General features: G+C 40.5%; 21 protein-coding genes and 2 pseudogenes. 11 read left to right on the top strand and 12 right to left on the bottom strand.

Going from position 1 to position 13,330, the window contains the following annotated elements:
* The first annotated feature begins 80 nt into the window (after positions 1–80).
* From HMPREF9071_RS01545 to HMPREF9071_RS12640, 11 genes and pseudogenes are all read left to right on the top strand, one after another.
* Complete coding sequence (locus HMPREF9071_RS01545; protein WP_009744770.1) at positions 81–416, top strand: hypothetical protein; 336 nt, start codon at positions 81–83, stop codon at positions 414–416.
* Between the two features lie 25 nt (positions 417–441).
* Complete coding sequence (locus HMPREF9071_RS01540; RefSeq protein WP_009744769.1) at positions 442–876, top strand: single-stranded DNA-binding protein; 435 nt, start codon at positions 442–444, stop codon at positions 874–876.
* A gap of 29 nt (positions 877–905) precedes the next feature.
* Complete coding sequence (locus HMPREF9071_RS01535; protein WP_009744768.1) at positions 906–1,352, top strand: hypothetical protein; 447 nt, start codon at positions 906–908, stop codon at positions 1,350–1,352.
* Positions 1,349–1,555, top strand: a complete 207-nt coding sequence (locus HMPREF9071_RS01530; RefSeq protein WP_009744767.1) for a hypothetical protein — start codon at positions 1,349–1,351, stop codon at positions 1,553–1,555. Before HMPREF9071_RS01535 ends, HMPREF9071_RS01530 begins: the two co-directional genes overlap by 4 nt.
* A 6-nt stretch (positions 1,556–1,561) precedes the next feature.
* On the top strand, positions 1,562–1,795 hold the full coding sequence (locus HMPREF9071_RS11875) for a hypothetical protein (RefSeq protein ID WP_009389118.1): 234 nt from the start codon (positions 1,562–1,564) through the stop codon (positions 1,793–1,795).
* A gap of 20 nt (positions 1,796–1,815) precedes the next feature.
* A complete protein-coding gene (locus tag HMPREF9071_RS01525) occupies positions 1,816–2,031 on the top strand; it encodes a hypothetical protein (RefSeq protein WP_009744765.1) in 216 nt (71 codons plus the stop codon).
* Between the two features lie 49 nt (positions 2,032–2,080).
* On the top strand, positions 2,081–2,578 hold the full coding sequence (locus HMPREF9071_RS01520) for a PRTRC system protein E (RefSeq protein ID WP_009744764.1): 498 nt from the start codon (positions 2,081–2,083) through the stop codon (positions 2,576–2,578).
* Between the two features lie 27 nt (positions 2,579–2,605).
* Complete coding sequence (locus HMPREF9071_RS01515) at positions 2,606–2,824, top strand: PRTRC system protein C (protein ID WP_009744763.1); 219 nt, start codon at positions 2,606–2,608, stop codon at positions 2,822–2,824.
* Positions 2,825–2,924: 100 nt separating this feature from the next.
* Entirely contained in the window at positions 2,925–4,088 is a 1,164-nt protein-coding gene (locus HMPREF9071_RS01510; protein WP_009744762.1) for a hypothetical protein, read from the top strand.
* A 1-nt stretch (position 4,089) separates the two neighbouring features.
* Positions 4,090–4,812 (top strand): PRTRC system protein B, encoded by a 723-nt coding sequence (locus HMPREF9071_RS01505; protein WP_009744761.1) that lies wholly within the window; start codon positions 4,090–4,092, stop codon positions 4,810–4,812.
* 2 nt (positions 4,813–4,814) lie between these two features.
* Positions 4,815–5,090 (top strand): annotated as a pseudogene (locus tag HMPREF9071_RS12640) (ThiF family adenylyltransferase); the annotation flags it as partial.
* Between the two features lie 90 nt (positions 5,091–5,180).
* Here the strand turns inward: HMPREF9071_RS12640 and HMPREF9071_RS12635 are convergent.
* The 12 genes and pseudogenes from HMPREF9071_RS12635 to traJ all read right to left on the bottom strand — a co-directional run bounded on the left by HMPREF9071_RS12635 (position 5,181) and on the right by traJ (position 13,320).
* Positions 5,181–5,519 carry a DUF4138 domain-containing protein gene (locus HMPREF9071_RS12635; RefSeq protein ID WP_083808015.1) on the bottom strand — a complete coding sequence of 113 codons (339 nt, stop codon included), beginning with the start codon at positions 5,517–5,519 and terminating at the stop codon, positions 5,181–5,183.
* Between the two features lie 120 nt (positions 5,520–5,639).
* Positions 5,640–6,020, bottom strand: a complete 381-nt coding sequence (locus tag HMPREF9071_RS01495; protein WP_162859664.1) for a hypothetical protein — start codon at positions 6,018–6,020, stop codon at positions 5,640–5,642.
* A gap of 100 nt (positions 6,021–6,120) precedes the next feature.
* On the bottom strand, positions 6,121–7,146 hold the full coding sequence (locus HMPREF9071_RS01490; protein WP_009744757.1) for a hypothetical protein: 1,026 nt from the start codon (positions 7,144–7,146) through the stop codon (positions 6,121–6,123).
* 5 nt (positions 7,147–7,151) lie between these two features.
* Positions 7,152–7,478, bottom strand: a complete 327-nt coding sequence (locus tag HMPREF9071_RS12435) for a hypothetical protein (protein WP_009744756.1) — start codon at positions 7,476–7,478, stop codon at positions 7,152–7,154.
* 108 nt (positions 7,479–7,586) lie between these two features.
* Positions 7,587–7,790, bottom strand: a pseudogene (locus tag HMPREF9071_RS12430) (DUF4280 domain-containing protein); the annotation flags it as partial.
* Positions 7,791–7,989: 199 nt separating this feature from the next.
* Positions 7,990–8,412, bottom strand: a complete 423-nt coding sequence (locus HMPREF9071_RS01480; RefSeq protein WP_009744755.1) for a TraQ conjugal transfer family protein — start codon at positions 8,410–8,412, stop codon at positions 7,990–7,992.
* Positions 8,413–8,431: 19 nt separating this feature from the next.
* Entirely contained in the window at positions 8,432–9,001 is a 570-nt protein-coding gene (locus HMPREF9071_RS01475) for a conjugal transfer protein TraO (RefSeq protein WP_253908242.1), read from the bottom strand.
* Positions 9,002–9,006: 5 nt separating this feature from the next.
* Positions 9,007–9,918, bottom strand: coding sequence for a conjugative transposon protein TraN (gene traN / locus HMPREF9071_RS01470; RefSeq protein ID WP_009744753.1), 912 nt, complete (start codon positions 9,916–9,918; stop codon positions 9,007–9,009).
* A gap of 94 nt (positions 9,919–10,012) precedes the next feature.
* A complete protein-coding gene (traM, locus tag HMPREF9071_RS01465) occupies positions 10,013–11,416 on the bottom strand; it encodes a conjugative transposon protein TraM (RefSeq protein WP_009744752.1) in 1,404 nt (467 codons plus the stop codon).
* Complete coding sequence (locus HMPREF9071_RS01460; protein WP_009744751.1) at positions 11,379–11,684, bottom strand: TraL conjugative transposon family protein; 306 nt, start codon at positions 11,682–11,684, stop codon at positions 11,379–11,381. The genes traM and HMPREF9071_RS01460 overlap by 38 nt, the downstream gene beginning before the upstream one ends.
* A complete protein-coding gene (gene traK / locus HMPREF9071_RS01455) occupies positions 11,681–12,304 on the bottom strand; it encodes a conjugative transposon protein TraK (RefSeq protein ID WP_009389087.1) in 624 nt (207 codons plus the stop codon). The genes HMPREF9071_RS01460 and traK overlap by 4 nt, the downstream gene beginning before the upstream one ends.
* A 29-nt stretch (positions 12,305–12,333) precedes the next feature.
* Entirely contained in the window at positions 12,334–13,320 is a 987-nt protein-coding gene (traJ, locus tag HMPREF9071_RS01450) for a conjugative transposon protein TraJ (RefSeq protein WP_009744750.1), read from the bottom strand.
* Positions 13,321–13,330: the final 10 nt, after the last annotated feature.

Genomic DNA, 13,330 nt, shown 5'->3' with positions numbered 1-13,330 from the left:
GACAACCTAAAAGCCGAAAATCGTGCGTATCGTGTCCAAACAAGCCGTAAAGCCGTATAAAACTCCTAAAATGCAACAAGATGAAAAAAGAACCCTGTATCGCAACTAAATTCGTGTCTCACGAAATAAGCCCCTTAGAACATCTGAAAGACTGCCAAGTCTATCAGCTCCGTGTAAAACTCAATAGCGGTGAGAAACTCACCCGAACAGAGAAAAATTGGATTACCCAAGCGGTCAATAGTAACTGCTTTTTCAGAAATGCTATCCCCTTATTGGGCTACCGATTTGACTTTTCCGATGTACTGAGAAAGTTCATTGTAAAGCAGTATAATACTTGGTATGAATACTATGCTATCGACCACACCAGCCTCCGTGCCTATCTTTATGGGCGCATAGACCAAATAGTAGAAATTTAGTAACCTAATAACAAATAGAACGCTTATGAATATCGTAGGAAGACTTACCGAAAATGCACAAGTGCAAACCCTATCAAATGGCAAACAAGTCGTTAATTTCTCTGTAGCAGTGAACGACAACTACCGAAACAAAGCAGGTGAAAACGTACAACAAACCTCCTTTTTTGACTGTGCTTATTGGCTCAGTACGGGGGTTGCTCCGTACCTTACCAAAGGCACATTGGTTGAATTGGAAGGACGAGTATCGGCACGAGCGTGGCTCAATCGTGAGGGAGAACCTCAAGCAGGCTTGAATTTTCACACCTCCAAAATCAAATTCCACTTTAGCAAGAAAGCAGAAGTAACACCTAATACCTCTGCAAGTGAGGCAAATAACGCAAATGCTATAACACCTTTGCCAAAGCCCCAAGTCACAACAGGGCAAGTAGCAGAGGAAGACGAGGACGATTTGCCTTTCTAAATGTATAACTCTTTAAAATTGAACAGAAAATGAATATCAGCAAAACACCTACAACACACCTTTTGGTGCGTGCCTATAGCAATAGCGAATGGGATAGTTGCGACTTTGCCCTTATCAGCCTTACCGAGCAATGGCTTGAGAAAGTGAAAAAAGTAGCCCAACAAGTATCTACCCTAAAGAGCGACCCTGATTTTGTAAACCTTAGTTTCTATGAGGCAAGAACCGACTTTTATACCCTCAGCGATGAGGAACAACCCGATTTATCCTTTTTGGAAGAACGTACTTGGGCTTTTGTGGAACTCACTGAGGAGGAATTAGCCTCTTTCAATACGCCTGAAAGCCGTTTGGATATTTACCGAAGCGTATTTACCCGATACGATGATTTCTATATAAAAGCCTATGGAAAATACTCCTCCGATGAGTATTGGACAGAAGACATCCGTTTTGATGAACTTTTTAAAAACTTTGAAAAATGATAATAACAGACCTCAATGGCGTACCTATAGAGGTAACCGACCTTGATAAAGCCTTAGCGCAAGCCGATAGCTTTAGAGGGTATAAGCATACTGACAACACCCACAAGGCGTTAGATAAGAGGCTAAAAGCCTATTGGCAGGACTTATATATTAAACTAAAACAACTCAAAGAAGCCCAAAACTCAACCCTTAATAAAACCTAACAGCCTATGGAAAGCGTTTACTTAGTCTATAAAACCGACAGCTGGCACTATATGAGTAGCCGTGTCCTTATGCAAGTATGCACAAGCAAGTACAAAGCAATCGAAGTGATAAAAGCCTATTGCAAGCGGTACAAGCTACCCTTTACCCAAGACGACCTAACCAACTTGCAATGGTACGACCAAACCCAATGTAGCAAAAGAAGCATTGAGTTTGAGATAGAACCCCAAGAAGTAGTTTAACCTAAAAAAAGAGTATCCTAATGAAAACACTCAAACAGCCCTTAGCAACCGACACCCAAGCCCTGTCCTATATAGGGATAATCATCCGAACTTTTGAACCACTGCACTTTATGAACCTTAGCGACCAAGACCGAGAGGCAACCCTTAAAGCCCGACAAGCCTTAGAAGCTATCGTAAAGGCAAACGGCTACACAGTGAGTTATCGCACTGAAAACACTATCAAAAAAGCCCCTTAAAAGATAAGGATATAAAAACAGAAGTATTAATTTAAAAACGAAGTATCCAATGGAAACCCATTTTTTCAATCAAATTGCTCAGTTAGCCATACAAGGCAAACTGCACTTAGTCATAACCCAAGAAGCAAATAGCCAGCTTGTTGTATCGGTATTGCTTGAGAATGAACAATGTTCAGACCCTGCCAAGCACCTTTTGCCTCCCTTAGTACTTAGAGGCACTGCCGAAGAATTAGATGCAGGCTTTTTTCAAAGCATCACCCAACCCTTAGAAGAAACCTCGTCTCTGCTTGTAAATATGGAGCAGTACATCGAGGCGCAAAAGCAAGCCCAAAGGCAATCAGCTATGGAGAAAGAAAAAGCCGAGAAACAACAAAAGAAATACGATGAGGCTATGAAAAAAGTAGCTGATTTAGAAGCACAGGGCAAGTACCGAGAAGCGTGGTCAAAACTACCTCCTCCCGATGAGTTCCCTAACTATGCCGATAAAATCCGCAAAAAAAGGTCAGAACTATCCACACACTTTGCCCCTACCTTGTTTGAAGAATAAGTATTAACCCCTAAAAAAAGTATTGTTATGCTCATAGCTACCCAACTGAAAAGAATGTTTGTCTTCGAAGAAAACCGACAAACTATTCACCTTGCCGACCCTAATCCATCGTGGTCAGTAGAGCAAGTCAAGAATTTTTACAGCACCCATTACCCCCTGCTCACCAATGCCAAAGCAGGCACACCTTATGTAGAGGGAGACAGCGTTGTCTATCCCCTACAAATCACAATGGGTACAAAAGGCTAAATCTCTACTAATTCTAAAGCTATGAGCCTTGTAAAACAGCTTAAAACAAGGCTTATAGCTAAAATTACAAACATTATCAAAAACTAAAAACAAACTAAAAATGTATGCAACAGCAATCCCAACAAAACCTCGCACCCATACAAAGCGAAGCACAGAGAGAACTCTACCGCAGGTTAAGAGAGTTTTCCAAAGCAGTCCAACGCTCCAAAGACCGCTCACAGATACGTCAAGAACAGCAACAAGTAGCCCCGAAAACTCTTTTGCCAATGGTTTTCTAAAAACGACCTTTCCTCCTAAAGTGTATCACTCAAGCAAGCACATCATTTTTAGTGGAGAGGAGCAAGTACAGCTAAAAACCACTCTCAAGTGTTCCCTCGCTCAAATGGCAGACCATTACGGCTTTACTCCCTTTCCCATAGAGCAGTATGACCTTTCTTGTGGGATTGCCTTAGCCCTTTCTTACAGCCAAGAGCAAATCAAAAAGAGAGATACCAAAGGTACTTTCTGTGAACTAAAAGTATTGAAAGCCCCCAATAGCGATGCTTTTTTCTCTTGCGAAGAACGCTTTTATTTGCCTAACGAAGTGTTTTTTGTCCCTCTGCAACCACTTTATAGACTTCTGAAAGTACATAAAAACAAACCACTTTATGAACTATTTTTATCGGTATATGCCTACCTAAACCAACGTGCTTTTATAGCAAACTATGTACAAGAAGATTGTTTTGTGGCTTATGCCTATGAAATGTTGCAGGATTGTATTAGCCAAGACTATGAAGAAATAGCGGAAAGAGACCACCTCCTGCACCTTTTAAAGCAGGCACAACAAATAGGTACTATTCTTTCCAAAAAGATACGTAACCCTTGCCATTTAGACTTTTTTCAAATACGCATAAACCGCTTTATTCCTAAGAATGATTTAGAAGCCGAATGCCTTGCCCTCTCACAAGCCTTTTATACCTTGTGGCAGGATTTTCCTAATCACTCTATCTATACCCATTTGCACAGAGCAGAGGACTATGAGCAAGGTGAAGAAGAACTTTTTGAGGTAGAGAAATATCTATCTTTTGTCTATGAAGACCAAAGCGACCTATTCCATACCTATCTTTTAGATTGGCTCAATGGAGAATACTCCCAATGTAGTGAGATAGAACTCCCTACCATTCACAAGCATTTCAACAGCACAACACCCCTTGCTAACTTTGATTTTGAACAGCGTTTCTTTCCTCTCTTAACCAAACTTATAACCCTTTTAAACCGCATTTAAAATGAAATATACAGACCTCACCCCAGAAGTAGGGGAAGTATATCGCCCTACATCAGCACTTGTTTTTTACGAAGATAGTAACCGCTACAACCCACAGAGTTATGTAGAGTACTTACACCTTGATAGCAATGGTAACCCTACAAGCGCACAACCCCTCACTCTCGACCAAGCGCAAGCACTTGCCAAAACGCTCACCTGCCAAAAACAGCAAGCACAAGCCTTTCTAATCCCTAAAGGTATTATCCCCCGCAGGGTGCTCCATCTATCCCATAAAGGCGAGGGGCAGGCTGTTTGGTACTCTAAAGCACAAAAAAAGCAGTTGTTTTTTGCTTCCTCCCTCGCTATAGAAAGCAAAGAAGTAAGTATACCTCCTCTGTTGTGGAAAGCTACACCAAAGAGCCTTTGGATATATGCCTTAGCCAAAAACCAAAAGCCACACCTTAATACACCTCTGTGCTATGCGCCTTTTTTCAACGTCTATGAAAATGGCAATGTGTGTATGGGGTCAGTGCAGGTAGATGAGCGTAAAGCCTCTTGCTTAGAAGATTTTATCACCCAATGGGAAGATTATTTTTTCAATAGCTATTTTTCTCATCAATTAGGCTCATATCCTATAACCAAAATACCCTTAATAAGCCTTTGGCAGGAACTCACTCAAAGTAATAAGTCTTTCCCTTGCGAACTGCTCAACTCCAATCATCTCACATTACAACAAATCCTATAACGATGAAACAAACCCTAAACACCTCAAACACCCTCAACCCTTTCATCACCTCAGTCCAAGCACACAAAGAGCGGGTACATTTTACTGATACAGCTTTGCTCAATGCTACCAATCCTATTAAAGTACATCTGATAGGAGCAGGAGGCACAGGCTCGCAAGTAGCCACTGCTTTAGCACGTATCAACCACGCTTTGGTTGCTTTAGGACACGCAGGATTATCGGTAACCCTTTGGGACAATGACTTTGTAAGCCCTGCCAATCTCGGCAGACAACTTTTTTCGGCTTGTGAGTTAGGAATGTACAAATCCACTGCCCTAATAAGCCGTATCAATCGCTTTTTTGGTACAGATTGGAGAGCGCAAACACAGCTATTCAGCACTGAGACCTTTTCCTCTGAAGAAGAAACAATGAGAGGAAGCATTTACCTTTCGTGTGTAGATACCGCGCAGCTCGCTTTGGAGCGTGCCGTTTCGTGCGCCTATGTGGCGCAAAAGATGGCGTTGCTGTTTATAGATGGACTGCATCATCAGATTGATAACAGCAGGCGAATCGCCACGGGTATCGGCAAAGAGGATGTCGGTTTGGGGAGCGCGATGAAAGTCGGTGGGGGACTGAGCAAGTAAGATCCTGCTGATGTCAAAGCTCAGATGTATAGGAGCGGGATTATAGACGATGTCAAAGTTGTAGAAACGTCCGTCCTCGGTGATGACAGAGCGGTTGGTAGCGGTGGTAAAGTTAGTAGTGGCAGCTTAAAAAGAAAAACAGCAAGCGCGGGGCTTACTGTTTTTTAATTGATTTGGTATTCTTAGGCGAATTATACTGATAATTTACTTTTTAGTTGGGTTATACCAGCGAATGGGCATATCCCAATAGAAAGATTTAAAGACTTCTTGCATTTTCACTAAATTAAAATAACCATCGTCCTCTTTTTTAAATGCAAAGAGGTAACCTGAGTAACGAGGTCCATCAAAAGAAAATTCAAAATAGAAAAAATTATTTCTATAGAGTGCGTTTGTATCCTCATCAATATAGTTAATGCATTTTCCTCTACATTTAACAATAACTTGAATATCATTTGCTAACCAACTGTTTTCTTTTTTTAGAAACGAGATGAGAACATTTTCTGTAAGGTCTCCATCTTTATCCTTAAGGAAGTCAGAGTGGAGTACGACATTTGCTCTTAACTTATTATTATATTTTGACAGCACAAATGTTTTATAAAAACCATTTTCTTTTGGGAAATTTCTCAAGTGTTCTTTAGACAATTTCTGAGCAAAAGATAACGTGCTTATTAGAATGAAACAAATACTAATTATTTTTGTGAAATTTATCATATCCTATAGCTTCCTTAACTTTATTAGTAAATTGTTCTCTTTCCTTCAAGGCTAATCTTGCTGGCCCATTGATACATTCTGTTACCATTCCACAATCATCTTTATCTGCATATATGTTTATATTCTCATTTTTAGCATTTACACCACCAAAAGATTTGAATTTATTGAAATTATTTGACCAATACCAACCAGCGGAATCTACTGCAAAATAGAGATTATGCTTTAATAATAATTTAAAAATATGTAGCTTATCTTTTAATTTTTTATACATCGTTCCACCATAGTATATATACCGTAACTTCTCTTCATTAGTTATTTTATTATCAAATATAATAATATCTTTTATTTGAGAGTCACAAAAATATTCATAATAAGATTCTGCATTAAATTCAGTATAAGTAAAACTATGCTTATCTGAAAAATAATAAAATTTTTCATAAATTTTTTTATTATAATCATAGTGGGTAAAAAAATCTTCTAAATATGCTCCATTGTTTATACAACTATTAATTATCTTATTTGCATCATCACCTATTTTTAAATTCTTCTTTTTTAATATAAAATCATTTAAGCAATAATCAAAATATTTAAAATATCCCATCATTTTTGTTAATTGCAAAATTCCTCTGCCTTTGAAGCCTTCATAAGCATCATCTCCTACACCGACTTCTTCTAAATCATTAAATCTTCCTGTTTCTGCATAACTTTGCCCTAAAAAATGTGCCTTTTGTAAACAACTTTCAATTTTATATGTTCTAAACATTGTATTTAATTCATTTAGAAAAGACTTTTCTTTTTCCGTATCAGTAAGAGTATATAAGTAGTTAGGAAATATCTTTACCACTTTATTCTCATCAACTTTTTCACCTCTTAGTGTCTGTATTATCTTTCTAAATTCTTGTAGGGTCATATCTCTATGACATAGACAAGTAGTTTCCTTCTCTTTAAGTTCAGCAGTTATCTGCTGTCCTGTGCTTTTTAATGTAATTACTGCTATCATCTTGTTTATTCTTTTGGTTTTATTACTTTTAGTTCTATACGGTCGTGGTCGCTCTCGAAGGTGTAATCGCGTAGAATATCATCTTGCAAATATACGCCTTTATACTCAAAATCGACAGTAGCATTTTGAAGGTTAATATCTACCGTCTCGCCTTGTAGGTTTACGCCCTCTATTTCCAAAAAAATAAGGGTGTCAGGTATGAAGTCGTCTTTGGTAATGGTATTGACTTGGGCGTCAGTATAATAAGAGGTTGAGAGTTTTGGCTGAGTAAGCTCATCAAGCACCTCATTCCGAAATGTAGCGAAATCCATAAAGGGATTAATCATATCCATTTTAATAGGGTCAGCATTATGTAGATTGCGGCTTGTAATCTCAGCTACTTGTCCGTGATTGATAATGTCAATACAATCAGTGCCGCCAATAGGACAAGTGCCTTTGCTGTCTTCTAAAAGCGGATGCCCATTGTTGATTTCATACGTTATCTTTTCGTATGCGCCGCTCCACTGCGTTACTAGCGCTTGGCAGGGCTTAAAACTATTGCCTGTGGGTTGTAATTTACATAGCCCAAAGGTATTTTTCTCAAACGTAGCACCTACATCGGCAGTTGTAGCTACTAATTTCTCTTGTGGCTCTTTCTCATTGATAAAGGCTTTGGTCTGGGTAAGTACCTTTAACTTATCGGGAGCATTGGCAGGTTGCTCCTTGGCATACTAAATGTTTCTGTGTCATATACATTGTTTTTATTAATGCTGCAAATGTAAGCATTATTTTTGAATTGGCAATGAAACAAAAAATATCCCTACAAGAATCTTCGTCTTATAGGGATATGTAATAACGCTTTCATTACTTCTGCACCTGCAGCGAGCATTCTATTTTCTTTTCGTTGCCGAAGCTGTCGGTGAGCCAGAGGGTAAAGGCGTGAGATCCGATGCTGTGGGCGGTGTAATAGAGTCTGAAAACCTTTTGAGCAATGGGATAGCTGTCGTTGGGGATAAAAGGCGCACCTTTCTCAAATCTTAAATCCCCTTTGCCTTCAAAGGAGAAGTACCGCAGAGCGTAGGCGTTCTCGGCATATACCTTTGTGGGGTGTATCTCCAAACGCAGTTCAGCAGTACCACCGAGAGGTAGCTGTTTAGGCACAGGCAGTACCTTTACCTCAAAAGGAAAGTTTTGTTGTACGTCCAACTCTTTTTTACAAGAGGTGAATAGGCTCACACATAGCATTGCAATGAGTCCTATTACAATTTTCTGATTTATTTTCTTCATCGTATTGTCTTTTTAAAGGTTAAAACATATAGCGCAGTCCTACAGTAGCACAGGGACGCAGTAGCTCAAAGGAACTTCCCCACAAAGCCACTACCTTGCCAGAGCAGAGCACTAAAAAGTGATCACTTAGGTAAGTCTCTATCTGTAAGCCAATTTGTGCACCATAGAGAAAATGGTTTTCATTCTTTAGCAAAGCCCCATCAGGAAGGAGGCTTTTGCTGTGATTGACTACCTCATAGCCCAAAAGAGCTTCTGCTCCTAAGTTCAAAGCCACCGTTTTACTGCTGTCACTGACTAAGGCAAAACTATAGCCTCCCGCGCCTATATACCTCTCAACGGGTATATTCAGACTCTTGTAAGGGTATAATCGCCTTTGATATTCAAGGGCAAAATGCTTGTAGTTACCCCTTTTAGCATTGATACTATAGCCCAACTGCACCCCAAAATCATCAGAAAAAGAGGAGGTAAAAGCCTCTGCAGGTGCAACCCAAGAGAGCGAGATACCTTTTTGCTTGGGTAACAATCGCTGTGCCTGGGCAATGGAGCCTTCTAAAAAACACAGACAAATACAAGTGATAATTCTTACCATTGGCATTAAAATTTAAGGTTAAACTGTTCAATAGGGCGAGCGGCTATAATCTCCTCGTTGGTGATGAGGAACGATTGGTAACGAGAGCCGTTCTTTTCAAAGATTTCTACCCGCAAAACCTTGTCATCAGAGAGGGTGAGTTGGTCTAACATATACACCGAGCGAGCTTCTTTATGCGCCTTTAGTAGCGATATAGGTTGGTATACGCGCAAGGGGTCAACAGGCACTTCCTGTACAATACTCTTTTTGGTAGTCTTCTTATCAATGATTTTAAAGGTGATAAAATCTACTTCAAAAGGCAGGTTAGAGCGATTGGACAATTGCACATCTACATAGAGTTTGCTATTGTGTACATAGATACCTTTTAGTAGCCATTGTATACCTGCATTCTCTGAACCTATATGCTTGATGTAATTCTTCTTCTGATGGTAGATAGACGACATAATAATCTGTGCTACCGCAGGTGATTCCCAGCCTGTATCGGAGAAGAGAATATCCGATTTCACATTGTTGCCTTGGGGCATTCCTCTACCAAAATCAATGGTAAGAGGTTGTGGCGTGGTGTGATAACTCACCTCAAAGCTATAAAAGCCTCCGTCTTGAGTGATGACCGATAGGTTGGTGCTATCGGTAAAGTCTGTTTTAGCTGCCTTTACCCTTAGTACATTCTCGGCATCTTTGACCTTGTCGGCTACTAAGTTTTCACTGCCTAAATCCACATAGCGGATAGAAGCAGGAAAGATAAGATGGGTTGTTTGATCATAAGCCACCTGCAAAGGATAAGGCACTACTTTTCCTGATTGTGCTAAAAGTTCCTTTTTCTCAGTACTGAGAGCTGTGTTTTCCTTTGCCTCATTCTGGGCTTGCACGGTAACAGTAAGCATTGTTACTGATAAAAATAAGTGTAATTTACGCATAAATAAAATGATATTAAGTGTGTTTAATAGGTTGAAAAATAAATAATTGTGTTGTTTTGTGCTTTGTTGTGTGTTTATGGGTTTGTCTGAAAGGCTATTTCTTAGAGATGAGTAGGAGCTGATAACCTGCTTTAACCCTTATGGAAGGTTGTGCAATTTTTTTAGAAAGATAAGACGTACCTCCTTGTACGACCCCTTTGCTCAGTTCAGAGACAATTTGGTCTTTGGCTGAAGAGCTAAAGGTAAAGCTACTCCCTGAACTTTTGCTCATTCCTGCTGCTATCTCTCTAAAAGCATTGGCATCGGAAGAAGCGGGCAGGTATAACCCTTGTTGCCCATCGATGTCGTAGGCAGCTATAGAGACAGGAATTACCTTGCCCTTGTATTCTAAGGATTTTACGGTGAGTAACAATCTATCTCCACTCACTTTAGCAGAGGCTGTAAGCAGTTCTCCTTTGGGAATGAGTATGCCTGCTACTCGTATAGGCTCTAAAAGTCTTAGCTGCACCCTTGAGTTTTCTCCTAATAGCTGTTCGATATGTGTACAAGCGCGAATGCTATTCTTTAGAATACTACCTTGTGGCTTAAAGCTCTCGCCATTGAAAAAAGCGGTCTGTTGCTCCTTCACCCATTCTTGCAGAGCCTCCTTCTCGGACTGCTTGCGGGGCAAACGACTGACTACCTTTTCCTCTGGGGTATAGACAGGAGCGATATTTTTGCTCTGTTCTGCATTGTCAGCTTCGCTACTATTGTTTCCCTCGCCCTCTTGTGAGCCTGCGCCCCCCATCATTGAAGGGTTTTGTTGTCCTTTAGGCAAATATCTTGAAGCCATTTCATAAGACTTTTCCATCAATGCCATTTGGGCATCTACAGAGGTAGGATCTTGCTTGTTGGAGAGTTGAGACTTGAGAGAGGCTATCTCTTCTTTGAGTTTTTGTTGCTCCTCGTAAGCACTATTGTCTTGGTAGAAACTGCCTAAAGTCTGGTGAATATCGCGATAAGACTGAGCGGAACGCTCAAAAGCATTAGGGGTAGCCTTGCGATAACGCGGAGTGGGTTCTTCTTCCTCCTCGATAGCTTCGGGATACTCCTCGCCTTCGTCTTCTTGCCAATAGTCCGACAGCGCATTGAGAGAGGCTTTTTTATCAGCTTCTTTTTCTTCTAAGAGGGCTTCTTCGTAGGCTTTTTCCTTATCAGAAGGCAAGAGGGTTTCGGTAGCTTGTGGTATTGCCTCATTGATACCTACTTGTGTTTGCTCTTGCTCACTTCCGCCACCAAAAAGCAGATACATACAAGCGAGGAAGATTATCCCCATTAGGGCATAGATGACAATTTTCTTGAGTTGTTGTTTTTTAGCAAGGGCTTTTTCCTCATTGCGCTCTTGGAGGGCTTTTTCCTCTTCTTCACTTACCAAGAAACTCGGTGTAGAAGAAGCGTTAGCCTTATCTGAGGCAGGGGTATTACCGTTTTGCTCTGGAAGGGGTGTGTTCTTTTCCATTATTAAGTTGTTTAAAAATTAACGAATCCTTTTTTGGGGTATTTCCCTCTGTAGGTACAATAGCCTTGTTGTTAATATGCTGTATGGTAGGGGCTTCGCCTTGGTGGTACTCTTGGTAAGCGTGCCATAGTACAAAAAGAGTAAGTAGTGAGTAGACAGCAAAGGCTAAGAGTACCAAGCGTTTTCTTTGTGAGGGTGAAAGTCCCTGACAATAGCTTTGGGTTTGCTTTTTTAGAGAATGTATCTCTCTTTGGATTTTGGCGATCATCTCTCTACGGTTCTAAGGTCTTTGTTTTCTATTACATTGAACTGTTCGATGATAAATCCCTGAGGGTTATTATCAGAACGCACAGAGTTAATCAACCTGCAGGAGGTAATAAGACTCCTTTCGGTGATGTTGCTGGCGCGAGTGATGAATTGTTTGGCAAAGGTTTCCACCTGATAAGGATAGCTGTTGAAGTTACAACGCACGCTATCGATGACTACCCTTTGGAGGATATTGCCAGAGATGATGCGGTTGTAATAGCCTTTTTCAGCCAAATCTTTATAGTAGTTAAAGGCAGATTTATCAGCCATAAAAAAGGCACGTTTGGTATTGTCTTCAATTGCTTTTTTATCGGGGGCTAAGTTGAAAAAGAGTTCGTGAAACCTGCGCACGTGTTCTTTAGCTTCGACAGGGCGATTGATTTTCTCATCTTGAGAGAGTGCCAGCATTAGTGATTTACCGTTGTCTAACACATAGATTTTCTCGCGCTGTTTTTCGGCAAAGTAATAGGCATAGCCTACAGCGAAGATACTCACGCCTGAGCAGAGCACTGCAAAGGCTATAGCATACATACGGATTTGTTTGAATCCGTTTTCGATGTTTCTAAAGATTTTAAATTCCATTAATTTTAGTATTCAATTAGACTTGTTTTTTACTTCATTAACCTACCTGTAATATTACCTGAAAGAGAGCCAGCTCCTGCACCTGCTATATTGCCTGCATTAGAGGTAGCTTGGTTTACATTTCTACCATAATTGCCCATACCTCCTGCTTGTATAATCCAACCTGCCACAGTAGGAATGGTAAAATAGCCTATGATACCAATGACCATAAAGATAATGTAGGCTGTGTTGGTAGTATCAGGAATGAAACTTGGGTCAGAGAGTTGCTCGATGTCTCGTTGTAAGATAAGGGATTGGATACGTGCTAAAATAGCACTGAACAAATCGGATACAGGAAGCCATAGATAGACACTTATATAACGAGTAACCCATTGTAGTAAGGTAGATTGAAATCCATCCCATACCGAAATGGCAAAGGCTATAGGTCCTAAAATAGACATCACCACAAGAAAGAAAGTGCGTATGGTGTCAATCACTAAAGCGGCTGCTTGAAAGAGCATTTCGAGTAGTTCACGAAACCACGATCGGATGCTTTGCTTGAGGTCATACATCCCTCTTTCAATGTACATTCCTGCCATTACAGCCATATCTTCGGGCATCCAACCTAATTCATCAATCTTTTTGTCAAACTCTTCATCCGAGACGAGATAGGCAGTTTCGGGGTTGCGCAATTGTGCTTCTCGCTCTAATCGGTCTTTTTGCTCTTGTAGTTTGTGCAAATCGAGCGTTTGTCCTTCTAAGATACTGTGGGTACCTGTTACCACAGGGCTTAACACTGTATTCATTGTTCCTAACACCAGAGTAGGGAAAAATATCACACACAGCCCTATGGCAAAGGGACGGAGCAAGGGATACACATCCACAGGTTCGGCACGAGCTAAGGCTTGCCATATACGCATTGCCACATAGAACAGTGCCCCTAAGCCTGCCAAGCCTTTGGCTATGGCAGACATCTGAGCTGTTAGGGGCATCATCTCATCGTATAAAGTACGGAGTATTTGGTGTAGATTTTCCATTTATCAGTTT

The sequence above is a fragment of the Capnocytophaga sp. oral taxon 338 str. F0234 genome, assembly GCF_000192225.1.
Lineage (GTDB): Bacteria > Bacteroidota > Bacteroidia > Flavobacteriales > Flavobacteriaceae > Capnocytophaga.
This window is presented reverse-complemented; position numbering and strand designations above follow the sequence as displayed.

Bases quoted from the DNA above. Each gene is read 5' to 3' on its own strand.
- HMPREF9071_RS01545 (WP_009744770.1), top strand. From the start codon at position 81: ATGAAAAAAGAACCCTGTATCGCAACTAAATTCGTGTCTCACGAAATA.
- HMPREF9071_RS01540 (WP_009744769.1), top strand. From the start codon at position 442: ATGAATATCGTAGGAAGACTTACCGAAAATGCACAAGTGCAAACCCTA.
- HMPREF9071_RS01535 (WP_009744768.1), top strand. From the start codon at position 906: ATGAATATCAGCAAAACACCTACAACACACCTTTTGGTGCGTGCCTAT.
- HMPREF9071_RS01530 (WP_009744767.1), top strand. From the start codon at position 1,349: ATGATAATAACAGACCTCAATGGCGTACCTATAGAGGTAACCGACCTT.
- HMPREF9071_RS11875 (WP_009389118.1), top strand. From the start codon at position 1,562: ATGGAAAGCGTTTACTTAGTCTATAAAACCGACAGCTGGCACTATATG.
- HMPREF9071_RS01525 (WP_009744765.1), top strand. From the start codon at position 1,816: ATGAAAACACTCAAACAGCCCTTAGCAACCGACACCCAAGCCCTGTCC.
- HMPREF9071_RS01520 (WP_009744764.1), top strand. From the start codon at position 2,081: ATGGAAACCCATTTTTTCAATCAAATTGCTCAGTTAGCCATACAAGGC.
- HMPREF9071_RS01515 (WP_009744763.1), top strand. From the start codon at position 2,606: ATGCTCATAGCTACCCAACTGAAAAGAATGTTTGTCTTCGAAGAAAAC.
- HMPREF9071_RS01510 (WP_009744762.1), top strand. From the start codon at position 2,925: ATGTATGCAACAGCAATCCCAACAAAACCTCGCACCCATACAAAGCGA.
- HMPREF9071_RS01505 (WP_009744761.1), top strand. From the start codon at position 4,090: ATGAAATATACAGACCTCACCCCAGAAGTAGGGGAAGTATATCGCCCT.
- HMPREF9071_RS01490 (WP_009744757.1), bottom strand. From the start codon at position 7,146: ATGATAGCAGTAATTACATTAAAAAGCACAGGACAGCAGATAACTGCT.
- HMPREF9071_RS12435 (WP_009744756.1), bottom strand. From the start codon at position 7,478: ATGGATATGATTAATCCCTTTATGGATTTCGCTACATTTCGGAATGAG.
- HMPREF9071_RS01480 (WP_009744755.1), bottom strand. From the start codon at position 8,412: ATGAAGAAAATAAATCAGAAAATTGTAATAGGACTCATTGCAATGCTA.
- HMPREF9071_RS01475 (WP_253908242.1), bottom strand. From the start codon at position 9,001: ATGGTAAGAATTATCACTTGTATTTGTCTGTGTTTTTTAGAAGGCTCC.
- traN (WP_009744753.1), bottom strand. From the start codon at position 9,918: ATGCGTAAATTACACTTATTTTTATCAGTAACAATGCTTACTGTTACC.
- traM (WP_009744752.1), bottom strand. From the start codon at position 11,416: ATGGAAAAGAACACACCCCTTCCAGAGCAAAACGGTAATACCCCTGCC.
- HMPREF9071_RS01460 (WP_009744751.1), bottom strand. From the start codon at position 11,684: ATGATCGCCAAAATCCAAAGAGAGATACATTCTCTAAAAAAGCAAACC.
- traK (WP_009389087.1), bottom strand. From the start codon at position 12,304: ATGGAATTTAAAATCTTTAGAAACATCGAAAACGGATTCAAACAAATC.
- traJ (WP_009744750.1), bottom strand. From the start codon at position 13,320: ATGGAAAATCTACACCAAATACTCCGTACTTTATACGATGAGATGATG.